The organism is Pantoea rodasii (assembly GCF_002095465.1).
GTDB classification, from domain to species: Bacteria; Pseudomonadota; Gammaproteobacteria; order Enterobacterales; family Enterobacteriaceae; genus Pantoea; species Pantoea rodasii.
Map to the genome: position 1 here is coordinate 126,538 of NZ_MLFP01000003.1, position 17,648 is coordinate 144,185.

General features: G+C 50.5%; 11 protein-coding genes and 3 pseudogenes. 2 read left to right on the forward strand and 12 right to left on the reverse strand.

Annotation, left to right across the window (positions count from 1 at the left end; translation table 11 throughout):
* Positions 1–122: 122 nt before the first annotated feature.
* The 11 genes and pseudogenes from HA45_RS05140 to HA45_RS05185 all read right to left on the reverse strand — a co-directional run bounded on the left by HA45_RS05140 (position 123) and on the right by HA45_RS05185 (position 14,465).
* Complete coding sequence (locus HA45_RS05140; RefSeq protein WP_100703947.1) at positions 123–1,829, reverse strand: nitrilase-related carbon-nitrogen hydrolase; 1,707 nt, start codon at positions 1,827–1,829, stop codon at positions 123–125.
* Positions 1,829–3,322, reverse strand: a complete 1,494-nt coding sequence (locus HA45_RS05145; protein WP_100703946.1) for a purine-cytosine permease family protein — start codon at positions 3,320–3,322, stop codon at positions 1,829–1,831. The genes HA45_RS05140 and HA45_RS05145 overlap by 1 nt, the downstream gene beginning before the upstream one ends.
* Before the next feature lie 277 nt (positions 3,323–3,599).
* Positions 3,600–4,193, reverse strand: a complete 594-nt coding sequence (locus tag HA45_RS05150) for a TetR/AcrR family transcriptional regulator (protein WP_240629285.1) — start codon at positions 4,191–4,193, stop codon at positions 3,600–3,602.
* Positions 4,194–4,252: 59 nt separating this feature from the next.
* Positions 4,253–7,363, reverse strand: a pseudogene (locus tag HA45_RS05155) (efflux RND transporter permease subunit).
* A gap of 3 nt (positions 7,364–7,366) precedes the next feature.
* Positions 7,367–8,497 carry an efflux RND transporter periplasmic adaptor subunit gene (locus HA45_RS05160; RefSeq protein ID WP_100703944.1) on the reverse strand — a complete coding sequence of 377 codons (1,131 nt, stop codon included), beginning with the start codon at positions 8,495–8,497 and terminating at the stop codon, positions 7,367–7,369.
* A gap of 39 nt (positions 8,498–8,536) precedes the next feature.
* The gene (locus HA45_RS05165) at positions 8,537–9,082 is read right to left on the reverse strand and encodes a helix-turn-helix transcriptional regulator (protein ID WP_128598893.1); all 546 of its coding nucleotides are present in this window, start codon (positions 9,080–9,082) and stop codon (positions 8,537–8,539) included.
* Between the two features lie 402 nt (positions 9,083–9,484).
* Entirely contained in the window at positions 9,485–10,951 is a 1,467-nt protein-coding gene (locus HA45_RS05170; protein ID WP_100703942.1) for a pyridoxal phosphate-dependent decarboxylase family protein, read from the reverse strand.
* A 12-nt stretch (positions 10,952–10,963) separates the two neighbouring features.
* Positions 10,964–12,349: a diaminobutyrate--2-oxoglutarate transaminase gene (locus HA45_RS05175; RefSeq protein ID WP_100703941.1), complete on the reverse strand. Its 1,386-nt coding sequence runs from the start codon at positions 12,347–12,349 to the stop codon at positions 10,964–10,966.
* Positions 12,350–12,561: 212 nt separating this feature from the next.
* Positions 12,562–12,981 carry a prepilin peptidase gene (locus tag HA45_RS05180; RefSeq protein WP_366557322.1) on the reverse strand — a complete coding sequence of 140 codons (420 nt, stop codon included), beginning with the start codon at positions 12,979–12,981 and terminating at the stop codon, positions 12,562–12,564.
* A 108-nt stretch (positions 12,982–13,089) separates the two neighbouring features.
* A pseudogene (locus HA45_RS28920) lies at positions 13,090–13,421 on the reverse strand (prepilin peptidase); the annotation flags it as partial.
* Between the two features lie 27 nt (positions 13,422–13,448).
* Complete coding sequence (locus tag HA45_RS05185; RefSeq protein WP_100703939.1) at positions 13,449–14,465, reverse strand: substrate-binding domain-containing protein; 1,017 nt, start codon at positions 14,463–14,465, stop codon at positions 13,449–13,451.
* A gap of 152 nt (positions 14,466–14,617) precedes the next feature.
* Between HA45_RS05185 and HA45_RS05190 the strand changes: the two genes are divergently transcribed.
* Positions 14,618–15,763, forward strand: a complete 1,146-nt coding sequence (locus tag HA45_RS05190) for a phytanoyl-CoA dioxygenase family protein (RefSeq protein ID WP_100703938.1) — start codon at positions 14,618–14,620, stop codon at positions 15,761–15,763.
* Positions 15,764–15,777: 14 nt separating this feature from the next.
* Here the strand turns inward: HA45_RS05190 and HA45_RS05195 are convergent, their stop codons facing one another.
* On the reverse strand, positions 15,778–15,993 hold the full coding sequence (locus HA45_RS05195) for a hypothetical protein (RefSeq protein WP_100703937.1): 216 nt from the start codon (positions 15,991–15,993) through the stop codon (positions 15,778–15,780).
* A gap of 515 nt (positions 15,994–16,508) precedes the next feature.
* On the opposite strand from HA45_RS05195, the pseudogene arnB reads away from it, so the two are divergent.
* Positions 16,509–17,644, forward strand: a pseudogene (arnB, locus tag HA45_RS05200) (UDP-4-amino-4-deoxy-L-arabinose aminotransferase).
* Positions 17,645–17,648 lie beyond the last annotated feature (4 nt).

Sequence of the window (17,648 nt, forward strand, 5' to 3'; positions counted from 1 at the left end):
TTCATTGCCTGTTTTGGCGGCAGGATGGCCGCCAAAACATAAATATGCACATTAGATTAAACGCGAGCGGCTTATGCACCGATGTTCAATTCGCTGCAGATATAATAAGCCGCTGTATGTGATTACTGGCTGGCCGTCAACACGAGCGGGGTGTAATAGTGCGGTTGACGCATCAATACCAGATCCTTTCGTCTTACCACATGATTAGGATATGCGGTTTCTGCTGACCCGGTCGTAATATCCAGTACCGCTAAACCATCCGTGCCCGGCACTTTGATTTCGGTACGTGGAAACGCAAAAGTATCCGGGCCAAACACGCCGCTCAGCCCAAAACTCACGCCGGTCGCTGGCGTCCAGTTGGCAAAGGCCAGCCAAACATTATTCTCGCCCGCGCGTACGCGAGGCAATAACCAGTGGTAAGGGTCGGCGCCGCGCGGAATCGGCCAGGCGTGCGAGATCTCCGTCCCGGCATGCGCCATTGGGATTGGCGTGTTGAGCTGGGCGGGACAGGCAATGATGTCACATCCTTCCAATGCCAGAATGCGTGCTGCCTCTGGTACCAGCAAATCTTCGCCCAGCAGAATCCCCACGCGTCCACAAGGCAGATCGCAGGTTACCCACTGATTGCCTGCACTGGCCCATTGCTGATTGCTTTCGCTGAGGTGGATTTGTCGATAGTGCGCGCTCAATCCCGCACTGCTTACCAATAGCGCACTGTTATAAAACTGCTGACCTTCGCATTCGGCAAATCCAGTTAACAACGCGATATCCAGTTCAATCGCCAGTTTCAGCAGACTTTGAATTGGCGCATCGTTTAGCGTAAGCGCATTATTCTTACCTTCGCCCCCTGTCAACGCTCGCTCTGGCAAAATCAGCAGTTCAGCACCGCGTGATTTTGCCTGTTCGGCCCAATGACGGATCACCGAAAGATTTTCAGCAGTGTTATTGGCCGGATGAAACTGCGCTACAGCGATACGTGAATCTTTGGCGGCAGGCAGGGGATCGCCGCCGTACAAGCCAAAGAAATCCTGCGGATTCCACATAAAGGTATTGGTCATCAGGCGCTGATACAGCTCAGGGCGTCGTTTGCGCAGTGAAGGATTCTCCGCAGACAGCGTTAACTCGGCTGCTATCACACCATCGCCGCTATCACGGCTAGCCAGAACGATGCCATTCTGATCAACGATACAGCTGCCGCCGCTGAACTGTACGCCGCGCTCCCAGCCCCAACGATTGCTTTCAATCAAGGCGCAGCCATTTTCCCAACCGCGATTTAACCAGTAGGGCGCGGGTGTCCGTTCAGCCAGCCAGTTACTGATATGACAGATAATTTGCGCGCCGCCTAACGCCGCCAGGCGAGCGGTTTCGATAAAATGGATATCCATGCAAATCAGCAAGGCGATATTACCAATTTCGGTGGCAAAGACCTGATGCCCGGCATCACCGTTGGCAGCCCACTTGGGTTCAGAAATATAAGGGTGGGTTTTGCGATGAACGCCAATCACACCTTGCGGGCCGACTAGAACAGCACTGTTGTAATAGATGTCTGTGACAGGGTCACGCTCCGGCATGCCAAACACCAGATAACATTGGAACTCCCGTGCGATAGCAGCGAAAGCCTGACTGGTGACGCCATCAGCGGTTTCTACAAAAGGTGCAATTTCCGCACGATCCTGCCAGCAATAGCCGGTGGTGGCCATTTCCGGCATGACAATCAATCGCGCGCCATCACGGGCCGCCTGGCTGGCAAGTTGCAGCAGATGAGTGACGTTTTCATCTTTGCGAAATTGCGTCGGTTCAAACTGAATTGTGGCAACCTTAACGTTCATTATTCAGCCTCCTTACTCAGCAATGGATTGAAGACGGGCTTTGGTCCCTGATAGGCATCAGAAGGTTTCCAGTTGGTCTGCATATCTTGCGGGAACGTCTTGAAGTAATAGCGACCGCGCGTGGCGACGCTGATTGCAACGTGCAGCACAGGCCCCACCAGCATGGCGATGAACGACGCGTACACCATAGGATAAACACCGAGTACGCCAGCGGCACCAATGGCCACCGCAACGCAAAGGGCAATGACGCCACTTGGGTTCCACATCCGCAGATACTCTTTGCGGAACTCGACAAAATCTGACGGCGCAAGGTGCAGCACTTTGCGGCAGACATAATAGTCAGCGAGGATTATGAACACCCATGTATTGGTCAGAATGCCGGTAATCGACAGGAAAGTACCGGTGTACTGCAGAATGTTGCAGACGTAAAACACCACACCTAATAACCAGACCAGCAGCATCCACCATTGACGGCCAGGACGATAGTTAAACGCCATATCCATGGTGTTCGACAGCGCAATGGAGCCTGAATAGAGGTTAAGTACGTTGATGCGAATCTGCGTGATCACGGCAAACAGCACGCCGGTCAGTCCGATAATCAGCGGGAACACAAAGCCAGGGTCTAAAGCCAGTGACCAAACATCCTGTCCCTGAATGTGCGGCATTAAGGTATATGCCATAAACGCGCCGAACAGCATCACCACTACAATCGGAATCAGCATACCCAGCATGATAGTCGCCGTGCCTTTATGGCTGACGCCGGGACGAGCGAAGCGGCCATAATCAGTCGCCATCAGGCCTTGAAACACAATTTGTCCATTGGCCATGTTCATCACTAACCACAGCGCATTGCTGTCGACTTCCGCTTTAGGCTGCCAGCCACCGAAGCCCACCGATGGATAATGGTGCGTGAGTTGCCAGATGCAGAAACCGAACAGCAAGATGAAGATCGGCACGCCCCAGGTTTGCAAGAACTGCATCGACGACATGCCTTTCCAAACAAACCAGATTGCCGCCAATCCCATCAATGCAAAAATCGCAATGCCGGTAACGGAGTTAACCGGGACACCCGCATAGTTCGCAATGGCATGCGACACGATGGTGCCTTCAAACAAGAAGTAAAAAATAAAATTGATGGCATAGATCAGTGAGGTAAAGGCCGAACCCATGTATCCGAAGCCCAACCCTCGCGTCATCAGATTGAGCGACAGGCCTTCTTTACTGGCCATTTTCATAATGCAGGAGCCAATTAAGGTCGCAAACACCACCATATATCCGATCGGTAACAGCAGCAGCGGCCAGCCGACCTGATAGCTGATATCCGCACCGAGGCTGAACCAAAACATGGCGGTCGAGTTTCCCAGTAACACTAAAATGATGGCCGGGATTGGCCAACGATAGTGGGAGGGAACGCGCCCAACAGCATAATCTTCCACCGCTTCCGCTTCGGTGATGTCTTGTGGTCCCTGAAACCACGCTTTTAACTTGCTCATAATTCTACTCCAATAAAAAAAGCCCCGCCGACAGCATTGCCGGTGGGGCTTCTTCGCCTGAATTCGATGTATTGGAGTGGCACTGCGCCACAAACCGCTTACCAGACTACGGCGCCTGTTCCTGACGTGCAGGATGCGGTAAATAGAAATAAGCAATTGCCGTGCCAGAGTAATATCGGCGTTTTGAGGAAAAAAGCGTCTGAATAACCGGAGGCTTGCATGCTTACGGTGCACAAGTGCACCCTAATGGTTCATCCGATCACCCTGCGCGAGTGTATTACGGGTGGCGATAGTGCCAGGCGGTGAGAAATACGGCAACGCTGTTATGGGCGATGGCATCAAGCAGTTGTTTATCCGGCAATTCTTTTGAAATTAGCGTGGCTGGCAAAAGGTAGCCCATGACTGAGCCGAGAAAACACGCGGCGTTGACGCTGGTATCCTCAACGTCAATTTCACCGCGCGCTTTGGCTTTATCCAGCAGCAGCACCAACGCGGCTTTGACGCGCTGAGAAGGGCGCTGTTGTAGAGTGTCAAATAGCGCAGGATCCTGACGTAACAACTGAATCAGCAGGCGCTGGAAATTGACGAACTTTTCACGGTAAAAATGATTCTGTACAAGGCTGGCTAAACCTAACAAACTTTCTGCCAGCGGCAGCCTCTCATCTTCCACAATCACCCGAACGGAAGGTTGCATCTCATCGAGGAGAAATTGAAAGGTCTCGAGGATGAGTGCATTTTTCGTCGGAAAGTGGTTATACAACGTTTGGCGCGTGGTGCCCGCCTGGACGGCAATACTGTCCAATGAAACATCCAACCCCTGCTCTAAAAACAGCGTGCAGGCCTCGCTCAAAATACGCGGGCGTGCTTTCATCGGTCTTCCTTGTGGGCGTTGAGTCATTGTAACTGCCTTATATTAATGCGGTTTTTTCTTTATGACGGGCTAAATCTGGCTTTGCACCATATCACCGCGCGCAGAATTAGTACATAAAACAGCGGCACATAAGCAAGAGATAGCACTGTGCCGGCAAACATGCCACCCACTACGGCGACACCGATCTCCTGTCGACTGATTGCACCCGCTCCAGTGGAGATGACTAACGGCACGGCACCCGCAATGAAGGCTAATGATGTCATCACCACCGGTCTTAAACGCAACAGTGCGCTGGAAAGAATGGCGCGCAACATGGGTGAGCCCGCATTCATCTGCGCCTGAGCAAATTCAACAATTAAAATGGCGTTTTTTGCTGTCAATCCCATGGTGGTGAGCATCCCTACCTGGAAATAGATATCGTTATCGAAACTGAATGCGCTGGTTGCCAATACCGCACCTAAAATGCCCAGCGGGATAATGAGAATCACGGCTAGTGGCACCGACCAACTTTCATATAAGGCCGCCAGACAGAGAAAAATAAAGATGGCGGAGAGTACATAGATATAGAGTGTTTGACCTGATGACGCGATTTCCTGATAAGACAATCCACTCCAGGCAAGAGTAAATCCATCCAGTTGCGAAATGATGGTTTGCATCTGCGTCATTGCGGTACCCGAACTCTCGCCCTCTGCAGCGGAACCGAGAAAAGGCACCGCCGCAACACCATTGAAGCGTTGTAGCATCTGTGGCCCGGTCACCCAATGTGAGTTAACAAAAGTGGCAAAAGAGACCATCTGATCATCATCGCCTCTGACATACCACTGCTCAATGTCTTCGGGAACCGAACGCCATTGCATATCGCCCTGCATGTACACGCGCTTTACCCTTCCACGATCCAGAAAATCGTTAATGTAGGTTCCGCCCCAGGCGGATGAGAGTGTTGCGGTGATATCAGATTGGGTTAATCCCTGAGCTGTGGCCTTGTCATGATCAATGTCGATTTGCAGTTGCGCTTTGGCATCCAACCCATTAATTCGGACAGCGGTGAGTTTCGGATCTTGTTGAGATTGCTCCAGCACTTTCTGTTGGGCGGAAATCAAATTATCGCCGCCCACTCCCGATTGATCCTGTAACCAGAGTTCGAATCCGCTCGATTGTCCCAAACCTCTTACGGCAGGCGGTGAAAGAACGCTTACCGAGACATCACCAAAATGGCGAAAGTGCTGGTTGGCGCGCGCGATAATCGCCTGTGCTGTATTTTCACTGCCGCTGCGCAGATCCCAGTGTTTAAGCTCGGCGAACGCCATCGCGACATTCTGACCGCTGCCGGCATTATTGCGACCCACCACCATAAACACCACGTTGAGATTATCTTTCTCTTCTTCCATGAAGTAGCGGGCAACCTCATCGGCAGCACGCTGTGTATCCGCCATGGTATAAGCGGTCGGCGCAGAGATTTGTAACATCACCGACCCCTGATCTTCAACCGGCAGAAAGCTGGTGGGCAGGCGGGTGTAGCTAAAGAGCAAAATGAAAACGAGTACCCCGGCGAGTCCGAGAAATATCAGAGGACGACGAAGTACATATCCGACGCTTTTGAGATAGCTTTTCTGCCCTGCATCAATTGCCTGGTTGAAATAGCGAAACAAGCGCGGTGCGCGATGGTTTTGTGGTGTTAAAAAAAGCGCGCACAGTGTGGGGGTCAGCGTCATTGCGACAAACACAGAGAGCGCCATGGCCGCTACAATGGTGAAGGTGAACTGACGATAAATAATTCCGACCGATCCGCCAAAAAAACTCATCGGAATAAACACCGCAGAGAGTACTAGCGCGATACCAAAGAGTGCGCCGGTGATTTCGTTCACCGATTGTAAGGTGGCTTCGCGCGGACTTTTGCCTTCATCCGACATGATCCTTTCAATGTTTTCCACCACCACAATCGCATCATCGACTAACAATCCAATCGCCAGCACCATCGCAAACAGCGTGAGCGTATTAATGCTGTAGCCAAATGCGGCGAGCAGGCCAAACGTGCCTAACAACACCACCGGAACGGTGACGGCGGGAATCAGCGTGGCCCGCCAGTTCTGCAGGAAGATATACATCACAAGAACCACCAGGATGATCGCTTCGACCAGAGTTTAAATCACCTTTTCGATCGACACCGTGACGAAAGGCGTGCTGTCGCGCGGGTAAGCGACTTTCATCCCCGATGGAAGTAGGTGACTGAGTCTGGCGACTTCTGCCTTCACATTTTCAGCTGTCGCGAGTGCGTTCGCTCCGGATGACAGCTGAATGGAAATGCCTGACGAAGGGTGGCCATTTAAGCGCGTTTGGTTTTGATAATTCTCCGCACCCAGTTCAACCCTGGCCACGTCTTTGAGCAGTACTTTTGTCCCGTCGCGGTTGGTTCGTAGCAGGATATTATTAAACTGGCTGACGGTTTGCAGGCGTGATTGGCTGGTAACAGTGGCAGTCATCGCCTGGTTTTCGGGCGCGGGTAGTGCGCCTAGCTCACCACTGGTCACCTGAGCGTTCTGTGCTTCAACCGCGGTCTGAATATCGGAGGGCATCAGCCCCAAACTATGAAGTTTGACCGGATCCATCCAGATACGCATGGCATACTGTGCACCGAAAACCGTGGTTTCGCCCACGCCATCCACTCGACTTAGTGGGTCCTGAAAATGGCTGACGAGAAAGTCGCTAATATCAACGCTACTCATCGCATCAGTTTCATCATATAAGCCGACCACCATCAAGCTATCGCCTTGTGATTTTGTCACAGTAATACCTTGTTGCTGAACTTCCTGCGGTAGGCGGGTGAGGGCCTGATTCACCGCATTTTGTACCTGAACCTGGGCAATATCAGGATCAGTTTCCTGAGCAAAACTAAGGAGAATGCGTGCTTGACCTGCGGCACTGCTGGTTGAGTAGAAATAGAGTAGGCCATCAATGCCTTTAATTTGCTGCTCGATAACTTGTGTCACACTATTTTGTACCGTTCCAGCCGATGCGCCGGTGTAATTTGCAGTGACGGTCACGCCTGGCGGCGCAATATCAGGATATTGCTCTATCGTCATGGTGAGGATAGACAAGGCACCTGAAAATATAATCAGCAGGGAGATCACAATGGTCAACACTGGCCGATCGATAAAAAATCGCGAAAACATAATTTATTCCTTTTCAGAAAGTGCTTTGATGGCGACTTCAGTGCCCGACTCCAGACCACTGGCTCCCTCTTTTATCACTCTCTCGCCACCCAAAATTCCACTTTCAACAATAAATTGATTGCCTACGGTTCTCCCCAACGAAAGTGGCAATGAGGTGATTTGATTTTGCTGATTGACGGCTAATACGCTAGCGTCACCATTGGCGGCTCGTGAAATTAAATTTTGCGGAATTAAAAAGCCATTTTCACGTCTGCCAACGTCAACCTGAGCACGTACAAACATGCCAGGAATAAGGTAATTTTTATTATTAGGAAAGCTAGCTCGTAGGCTAACCGAACCGGTGCTTTCATCAATAGTGGCATCTGCGAATTGTAATTTACCTTGCTGCTCATACCGTGTTCCGTCATGTAAAAACATATGCACGTTGATAGGAATAGCGTTTACACTCCCTGCATCCACCTCGCGTCTTAATTGCAGAAAGTCTTCACCAGACTGGCTGAAATCAAGATAGATAGGATTTATTTTCTGAATCGTCACCAATGGATCAGTTTGATTGGCTGTAACTAAAGCGCCTACGGTGATATTAGACCGACCAATCTGTCCTGAAATCGGTGCGACGATAGTGGTGTATTTTAAGTTGATTCTCGCGCTCTTAACCTGTGCTTCGCTTGCTTTAACATTGGCTAGAGCTTGCTGATAGGCGGCATTGAGATCGTCATAGTCTTGCTGGCTAATATATTGTTGTGCAATTATTTTTTTCGCTCGATTCAATTTCGAACCTGCGGCGGTTTGCGACGAGCGAGCAACGGACAGGTTAGCAACATACTGCTCTAACTGACTGGCGTAGACTTCAGTCTCAAGTTGAAATAAGGGTTGTCCCTCTTTCACCCTTGCCCCTTCAGTAAAAAGCTTGGCATGAATAATACCGTTTACCTGAGGTCGCACTTCTGCGATTTCTGGCGCGGAAGTGCGACCCTGAAGTTGTCGGGTTAATACCAGCGGCTGTGGAGACATCTTCAAAATAGAAACCTCAGGCAACTCTGCTTCACGGGGTGCAGTTGCTTCTTCATCACAACCGGTCATTAAGAATAAAGGAAAAATGACAGCAATAGCGTTTCGCATGAAATATTTCATGTTGCACCTTAATTATTTGTTCGTTTTTATTGGGGCTGTTTAAAATAAATTCGTCTTCTTATTGGTCTTATAACCATATGCTTTAAGTTTAGAGTTGAGTTCGGCATGATTGGAACAAGATAATTTAGTGAGTATACTTCGCTTGTAAGTGCTGATGGTTTTATTGCTTAAATTGTATCTTGCGGCGATGTCTACCTGTTTTTCTCCATTAGAAAAACATTGAAGTAACTGAAATTCCGTTTTATTAAGAATGTTCAGGTGCGATTCTAAATACTTCCATCGCATATAATTTTTGATGTAATAGTCATTGTAATTATTGGCGGCATCCTGAATTTCACAAATTGGATCCCGTTTAGTAATGATTACCGCATGGGTGAGATTATCAAAAAAGAAGCGTAGTACGGCGTTATCCTCAAAACGCGTGAAGATAATAATCTTTAACCAGGGTAATCTGGCATTTAACAACTTCAGGAAATTATACACCTCGCTTACATTATTGTTTTGTGAAGCCAGTTCAGTGATAAAAATTCGATATTGTGCTTCGCCAGTATCGCTTTCGAATCCCTGATAGAGACTTGCTGGCATTCAAGATTTAATTTCCCCTCAAGCAGGCAACTCAGCCCTGATACTGTCCAAACATCAATATCCATACACAAGATCTTCATATCTCGACTCCCGCAGTAATCGTAAACGCCAACGCTTAGTTAGTTTACTTTACTGTAAAGTAAATAATGAAAGCCAGCAACTGTCTGCGAGAGTGTGAAGCGTTAAGCTGTGTAAAGATTGTGGAGTGATAAGGGAGATACGATAGGTCTGGCAAATGGGGTTTAAGGAAAAATGTCGGATTAAGGTAAAAAGAGAGTGTCTACGCTATCGTAGGACTGGCGACTGAATTTCAGGTAAAAATTAAGGGTGCCAAAAGGCACCCTTAAATATCTGCTGTAGATAACAATGACTTATGCATTGCTGCATAACTGTCAGTGAAACTTACGCGTTCAGCAGCTGATTCGCAGTCTTCTCAACCAGCGCCAGCAGGACTTTGATGTCTTCCAGCGTCACGGTTGGGTTCAGCAGCGTCAATTTCAGGCAGGTAACGCCCTGGTTTTCAGTGACACCGACGTTGGCGCGACCAGAATCCAGCAAGGCATCGCCAATGCGCTGGTTGAACAGGGCAATCTGCGCGGTATCGGTCAGTTGCTCTGGACGATAGCGGAACAGGACGCTTGCCAGTTGTGGCTGCATTACCAGCTCAAGGCGTGGTTCTGAAGTTACAAACTTCGCCACTTCCTGTGCCAGCGTCACGCCGTGATCGATGATTGCAGCGTACTGTTTCTGACCCAGTGCTTCGAGGCCCATCCACAGTTTCAATGCGTCAAAACGGCGCGTGGTCTGCAGTGATTTCGACACCAGGTTCGGAACACCGGCTTCTTCGTCGAATTCAGAGTTCAGGTAAGCCGCCTGATAACGCATCAGCTCGTAGTGACGCTCGTCTTTCAGCAGGAATGCACCACAGCTGATGGTCTGGAAATACTGCTTGTGGAAGTCCAGAGTAACGGAATCCACTAACTCCAGGCCGTCCAGGTAGTCACGGTACTTCTCTGACAGCAGCAATGCGCCGCCCCAGGCAGCATCAACGTGTACCCAGATATTGCGCTGTGCAGCGATACCGGCGATTTCACGCAATGGATCGATGGCACCTGCATCGGTGGTACCGGCCGTTGCCACGATAGCCAGAATCTGGTCACCGTTTGCATCAGCCTGCGCCAGTTTGGCTTTCAGGTCATTCACGTCCATACGGGCGAATTCATCAGATTTCACCAGGACAACTGACTGATAACCGTGGCCCAACAACGCCATATTCTTCTGCACGGAGAAGTGCGCGTTTTCAGAACAGAGCACTTTGATCTTACGCAAATCGCCGGTGATACCATCCTGCTGAACAGAATGGCCCTGACGTGCGAAGAAGGCATCACGCGCCAGCATCAGACCCATCAGGTTGCTCTGCGTACCGCCACTGGTGAACACGCCAGCATCACCCGCCGGGTAACCCACCTGCGCACGCAACCATTCGATCAATTTGACCTCAATGATGGTGGCAGAAGGGCTCTGATCCCACGAATCCATGCTCTGATTGGTGGCGTTGATCAGCACTTCTGCCGCCTGGCTCACCACCAGGCTAGGGCAGTGCAGGTGCGCCACACATTGTGGATGGTGCACTGACAGGCTGTCTTTCAGGAAATATTCAATCGCACGTTCAATCGCGACCTGGTTACCCAGGCCGTTTGGATTGAAGTCGAGCGTGATACGCTCGCGCAGCTCGGCAACGCTTTTGCCTTGATACATCTCAGGCTGTTGCAGCCACTGCACAACCGCGGCGCTGCTCTGGGCAATCGCCTGCTGGTACGCCTCAATGCTCTGTGCAGAGGCGGCCAGAATCGGGTTTACTTCAGACATTTACTCTTCCAATCAAACAGGTTTGACGCCAGCGCCAATCAGCGCCTGCTCAAATTTATCCAGGAAAATCGCCAACTCGTCTTTGGTGATCAGCAGTGACGGCAACAGACGCAGTACTGCACCGTGACGACCGCCACGCTCCAGAATCAGACCGGCTTCGAAGCACTTCTTCTGCAGCAGCGCAGAAAGCTCGCCATCAGCAGGCAGGCTACCCATGTGGTCAGCCGCTTCGTTTGGTTTAACGATCTCAATACCGATCATCATGCCCATACCGCGAATGTGACCGATAACCGGGAAGCGTTTCTGCATTGCCGCTAACTGTGCCTTCAGCCATTCACCCTGTTCAGCCACTTTCCCGGCGATGTTCTGCTCGGTCAGGACCTTCAACGTAGCCAGACCGGTGGCCATCGCCAGCTGGTTGCCACGGAAGGTGCCGGTGTGGTGACCGGGTGACCAGGCATCGAACTGCTTTTTGATACCCAAAACCGCTAATGGCAGACCACCGCCCACGGCTTTAGACATCACAATGATGTCTGGCTGAATATCTGCGTGTTCGAAGGCGAAGAATTTACCCGTACGGGCAAAACCAGCTTGAACTTCATCCAGGATCAGCAGAATGCCGTGTTCCTGAGTCACTTTACGGATGCGCTGCAGCCACTCGACCGGAGCCGGGTTCACGCCGCCTTCACCCTGAACTGCTTCCAGGATGACAGCCGCTGGCTTACGTACGCCGCTTTCCACGTCATTGATCAGGTTTTCAAAGTAGTAGGTCAGTGCTTTAACACCGGCTTCACCACCGAGGCCCAGAGGGCAACGATACTGGTGCGGGTAAGGCATGAACTGCACTTCTGGCATCATGCCGTTAACGGCTTCTTTCGGTCCCAGGTTACCGGTGACCGCCAGCGCGCCATGGGTCATACCATGGTAGCCGCCAGAGAAGCTGATCACGCCGCTACGGCCAGTGACTTTCTTCGCCAGTTTCAGTGCTGCTTCAACTGCATCCGCACCGGAAGGACCGGTGAATTGCAGGCAGTAGTCTTTACCCTGGCCAGGCAGCAGCGAGAGCAGAGATTCTGAGAATTGATCTTTCAGAGGTGTCGTCAGATCAAGAGTATGTAACGGCAAGCCGCTGGTAATGACATTTTGGATGCTCTGCAGAACATCAGGATGGTTGTGACCAAGTGCCAGCGTCCCTGCGCCAGCCAGACAGTCAAGATATTGCTTATTCTCAACATCTGTAATCCACACGCCGTTGGCTTTAGCAATCGCTAAAGGCAACTTGCGCGGGTAACTCCTGACGTTTGATTCAAACTCAGCCTGACGGGCTAAGAATGCGTCGTTATTTCCATTGAATGCGTTGGCACCAAAATTATCAATACGGACTTTATCCGTCATCATATCTCTCCTTCAACCGGGGCTCGTGATGGCTGGCCGATTGACTAGTTGAACAAAAAAGTATCAGTGGTTTAAAAATCGCGGCCAATATAGAGCCTTTTGACGGACATCACAATGATTAATTTTGTTTAGAATTGTTTATTGTTTTCATATAGGAATCAGGGCGTTGGCCACTAATTGGCCGGCTATTTTAGCGCCAGCATATGAAGTGGTTATTAAATAATCGTGTTAATAAAAAGACTTATGCCCGCCAGAGCCATCCACGGACCAAATGCGAGGGGGTGATCGAGGTCTCGTTGCCAGGCAATTTTGCCGATAAAAAGCGCTAAAATTGCACCACCGCAAGCGATTAACAGCACGTAAGGTAAAAGTGGCCAACCTAACCATGCGCCTAATGCCGCCAGCAATTTGGCGTCGCCCATTCCCAGCCCATTTATGCCTGTAATAGATTGATATATATGGCTGATTAGCCAAAGCGCGCTGTAACCAATGACCGCGCCAAAAATGGCGTCATGCAGGGAACCGGGGATCCCTTCCCCAGCCTTTAAGACCAGTCCAAGCCACAGCAACGGCAGGGTGATCACATCTGGCAACAAAAAGTGGTCAATATCGATTAATGAGAGTGCCAGCAGCATCCAAAATAACAGCAGTGAGGCGGCGAAAATCCCATCGACAGGCTGCCTAAAAAGCAGAGTCAGGGCGACAAATGCGCTGAAAAATTCCACTAATGGATAGCGTGCACTGATGGCTGCCTGGCAATACCGACATTTGCCCTGTAACAACAGCCAGCCGATCACGGGCAGCAGATCTGGCCAGCGCAGATTTTTTTGCAGGTGGGGCAGTGTGACGCGGGAGACCATAAACGCAGCGTATTGTCAGTTTGCAGCAGTTGTTTGGGCAGCCGATAGACCACGACATTGATAAAACTGCCCACGCTCAATCCGACTATCGCCATCAATAAATAGCTTATCCATGCCATGGTGTAATTCCCGCATCCTGAAGATTGACTGGTTGCGACATTACGCCCGCAGGCTTGACGAGGCGAGAGCGAGGATGGCGTTACAGCGCCTTTCATGTTGAATTCAGAGCGGCGTCCGGCATTTCAGCTGTACATGTTGAAGCGCGTGATGATGTTGATGCGGGAAGAAGGGGTCGAGTGTTCTGCCTCGGGTAAAAAGCCATGGAACTCAAGCAGTGCACGGAAGGCATGCTGGGCATCAAGCTGCAGGTTGTGGTCTATCAACGCATCGATTCGGCCAGCCTGCATCAACGCCCGGTTTTCACGGTCGAGATCGTGGCCAATAAAGGTTTCGATACGGATATTGTGCTCATCAAAGGCTTGCAGGATCCCGGCATTCCCGCCGCCAACGGTGTAAACCGCATGAATATCCGGCTGGTGTGTGAGGAAGGCACTGACACAACGGTACATCTGCTGGTCAATACCAAATCCTCCGGCGATGATCTCTACCTGATGCTGTGGCGCGAACTGCGCTATGCCAGCAACAAAACCGTCAATGCGTTCCTGTTCACCGACAAACTCCTGACTGCCAATCACCGCCGCGATGCGGGTTTCTTCGCCGCGTAACCACTTTGACATCAGAAATGCCGCCGCTTTACCTGCGCTAGCGTTATCCATCCCGATATAGCGTAGACGGGTGCTGGCGGGCATATCTGTCACGACTGTCACTAAGGGGATGCGCTGTTTACTGATGCTTTCTAGCGTTGGCAGCAGACGGTCATCATTAATGGCTTTCAAGATGATGCCGTGACTACTCAGTGCACATTTCTTCAACAGGGCATCCACTTCCTCAATGGTCATATTTTCCTGACAGTGAAAGCGCAGTTGCAAACGAAAGGCCCCGAAGCCGGCAATTTGGCTGGTAAATGCTTCGCGCACTAGCTCACTGAAGCGGGCTGGCGTATGCATGATGATGTCGAAATAGAGCGTTCTGCCCTGTGCCAGTCCGGTTTTGCGCAGCAAATCAAGATCGGCAATCGCCTGCTGGATGCGATGCTCGGTTTGGGGATGGACTTTGCCGCGATGATGTAACGCACGATCGATGGTCGCCAGGCTTAGCCCGGACTGTGCAGCAATCTGTTTTAACGTGAATTTAGCCATATAATGATGAGGTTTTTGTGAGGTGTTTTTGATGTTTTGTTAACGTAATGTAGCTGGTAGTTTTAGGGGTAGCAAGACGCCATCCTTCTTTGTGGGCTGCGTCATATTAGAAAGAACATCCCCCTGTAAACTGATTCGCTAATGAGGTCATCATGACATCACATTACTTTGTAAATGAAGACCAGGCTTCTCTGGATGATTTACGTGTTTTCTGCGCGCAGCAAGTAGCTGCCGACGATTATCCTCTGGCCAGTGAAGTGGTGTCCGAGGTGCTGATTTATGACCGTGACGTGCTCGCGGATGCTGCAACAACGGATAAGAAAGCGGTGTTGAGCGAACTGCATAAAGCGCTGTCTTATGGGCCGGGCGTGATAGTGGTGCGCGGACTTTATACCGACCTCGAATGTGTTGATCGGGCATCGCAAGAGTTTGAAGCGATCATGCACGAAGAAGCGAAATCGAAAGTTCAGGCCGATCACTTCTCTAAAGCGGGTAATAATGGTCGCATCTGGAATGCCTTACAAAAGCTGGCGCAAGCTAACCCGCAGGTGTTTATTGATTATTATGCCAATCCGACATTGGGCTTGATTTGCCAGGCATGGCTTGGCCCCGCGTGGAGCATGACCTCACAGGTCAATCAGGTGCGTCCGGGCGGTGAAGCGCAGCAGGCGCATCGTGATTATCATCTGGGTTTTCAACAAGCTGCCTTTGCCGCCGAGTTTCCCATTCCGGTGCAAATTTTGTCGCAATACCTGACGTTACAGGGCGCCGTAGCTCACAGCGATATGCCGCTGGCATCCGGCCCAACGCGTCTGCTGCCGTGGTCGCATCAGTATGAAATGGGTTATATCGCCTATCGCCGTCCTGAGTTCGCCCAGTATTTTGCCGATAACTTTGTACAGTTACCTTTGAAGAAAGGGGATGGATTGTTCTTCAATCCTGCGTTGTTCCACGCCGCGGGCAATAACACCACGCAGGATCACATCCGCACCGCCAATTTGCTGCAAATTTCTTCCGCATTCGGGGTGCCTATGGAAGAAGTGAATCATGAGCAACTTCTCAAGTGGGTATATCCCGTTCTGCGCGCGGGGCATCTCAATGAAGCTGAACTTAATGCAGCAATCGCTGTTGCGGCACGCGGATACTCATTCCCAACGAATTTAGATACCGATCCACCGGTCGGTGGGCTGGTTCCAAAAACGCAGCAGTCGTTGCTGAAAGAGGCGCTGGAAGCGGGGTGGAGTGTTGAAGAGTTTGAGGCGGCGCTGGACGCACACACCGAAAGGCGCAGGGCGTAGTCATTGAACAGCAGTCAAAGTGAGGACTGCTGTTTAAACAGTTGAATGGCTTCCTGCACGTTGCTGGTGGCCAGTGACATCACGCGGTCATTATTGAGGAACACATCATAATGACCGGCGTTATAGCGGAAAACGTACATGTCGCCGCGAAAACGTAATCCTTTGGTTTTGACCCCAATATGGTGGCGGCGCAGCGCAGCCTGAGCGAGTCTGTCGGCTCCAGTATTCATCGCGTATCCCCCCTCCATTTTTATGCCGTTAGATTTCCCAACGTAGAGTAAGAATGGAATATTAATTTAACCTTAAGAACAGTATAGGTTAATTTTATCATCATGCTTATCATTGATTTAAATAGAAACTTCTTATACCTCTTTAAACCCATTTCACAATTCCAGGCTTATTTTGATTTTTTAATGAACTTTTCATGAATATTCATGGTTGAGCGCTACTGCTTGCAAAGTTCTTCTACCAATCATCAACATTTAAGAAATAACCCATCTTGTCTCCCTCCCATTTAATGTTCCGTTAAGTTTTCCTCCGTATTTTGTTATACGAGGCAATATGACAGGTGTGCTTAAGTTTTTTTCGTTAGATTGGAATTTTAACAGTTCGTGCTACCGAAATGTTTCTGCTTAATCTACGTTTAAACAGCAAGTTACTGAATGTTGTTAAAGATCTGAATGACTGCACACTGCAACTGGTCCTATTGCAGGCAACTTTAGGTGTAAAACATTAAGGTAAACTTATGACTTTTCTTCCATTCTCGCGTCCCTCTCTGGGCGAGGAAGAGTTAGCGGCGGTAAAAGCGGTATTTGAATCGGGCTGGATTACCACCGGCCCTAAAAACGCGGAACTGGAACAAGCCTTTTGCCAGCTAACCGGTAATCAATATGCGATTGCTGTCAGTTCAGCCACTGCAGGAATGCATGTCACCCTGCTGGCGTTGAATATTCAGCCCGGCGATGAAGTGATTACGCCCTCACTAACGTGGGTGTCGACCATTAATATCATTACCTTGCTCGGCGCAACGCCGGTGATGATTGATATTGACCGTGACACGCTGATGGTGACGTCTGAGCAGATTGAAGCGGCGATCACGCCACGCACTCGCGCCATTATTCCGGTGCATTATGCGGGCGCTCCCGCGGACATTGACGCAATCCGCGCGATTGGCGAGCGCCACGGTATTGCGGTGATTGAAGACGCCGCACACGCCGCAGGCTGTTATTACAAAGGCCAGCATGTCGGTCATAAAGGTACGGCGATTTTCTCTTTCCACGCCATTAAGAATATGACCTGTGCTGAAGGTGGCTTGATCGTTACCGATGATGCGCAACTGGCCGATAGCATGCGCAGCCTGAAGTTTCACGGACTGGGCGTGGATGCTTACGATCGCCACACCCACGGTCGTAAACCGCAAGCTGAAGTGATCATGCCGGGCTTCAAATATAACCTCCCGGATATCAGCGCTGCCATTGCGCTGGTGCAGTTAAAAAATTGCCGGCCATCAATGCACGACGTGCGGAAATTGCGCAGCGTTATCTAACCGAATTGGCGGATACGCCTTTCCTGCCGCTAGCGCAACCGAGCTGGTCGCATCAGCATGCCTGGCATCTGTTTATCATCCGTGTCGACGAAGCACGCTGTGGTTTGAGTCGCGACGCATTGATGGAAGCGCTGAAGGCACAGGATATTGGCAGCGGATTGCATTTTCGCGCCGCCCATACACACAAATATTACCGCGAACGCTATCCGCAGCTTTCTCTGCCTGATACGGAATGGAATAGCGATCGCATCTGCTCAATACCGTTGTTCCCTGATATGCACGATGAAGATGTGAGTCGCGTGATTAACGCATTACGTCAGATCGCTGGAGTTTGATTGA

Bases quoted from the DNA above. Each gene is read 5' to 3' on its own strand.
- HA45_RS05140 (WP_100703947.1), bottom strand. From the start codon at position 1,829: ATGAACGTTAAGGTTGCCACAATTCAGTTTGAACCGACGCAATTTCGC.
- HA45_RS05145 (WP_100703946.1), bottom strand. From the start codon at position 3,322: ATGAGCAAGTTAAAAGCGTGGTTTCAGGGACCACAAGACATCACCGAA.
- HA45_RS05150 (WP_240629285.1), bottom strand. From the start codon at position 4,193: ATGAAAGCACGCCCGCGTATTTTGAGCGAGGCCTGCACGCTGTTTTTA.
- HA45_RS05160 (WP_100703944.1), bottom strand. From the start codon at position 8,497: ATGAAATATTTCATGCGAAACGCTATTGCTGTCATTTTTCCTTTATTC.
- HA45_RS05165 (WP_128598893.1), bottom strand. From the start codon at position 9,082: ATGCCAGCAAGTCTCTATCAGGGATTCGAAAGCGATACTGGCGAAGCA.
- HA45_RS05170 (WP_100703942.1), bottom strand. From the start codon at position 10,951: ATGTCTGAAGTAAACCCGATTCTGGCCGCCTCTGCACAGAGCATTGAG.
- HA45_RS05175 (WP_100703941.1), bottom strand. From the start codon at position 12,349: ATGATGACGGATAAAGTCCGTATTGATAATTTTGGTGCCAACGCATTC.
- HA45_RS05180 (WP_366557322.1), bottom strand. From the start codon at position 12,981: ATGCTGCTGGCACTCTCATTAATCGATATTGACCACTTTTTGTTGCCA.
- HA45_RS05185 (WP_100703939.1), bottom strand. From the start codon at position 14,465: ATGGCTAAATTCACGTTAAAACAGATTGCTGCACAGTCCGGGCTAAGC.
- HA45_RS05190 (WP_100703938.1), top strand. From the start codon at position 14,618: ATGACATCACATTACTTTGTAAATGAAGACCAGGCTTCTCTGGATGAT.
- HA45_RS05195 (WP_100703937.1), bottom strand. From the start codon at position 15,993: ATGAATACTGGAGCCGACAGACTCGCTCAGGCTGCGCTGCGCCGCCAC.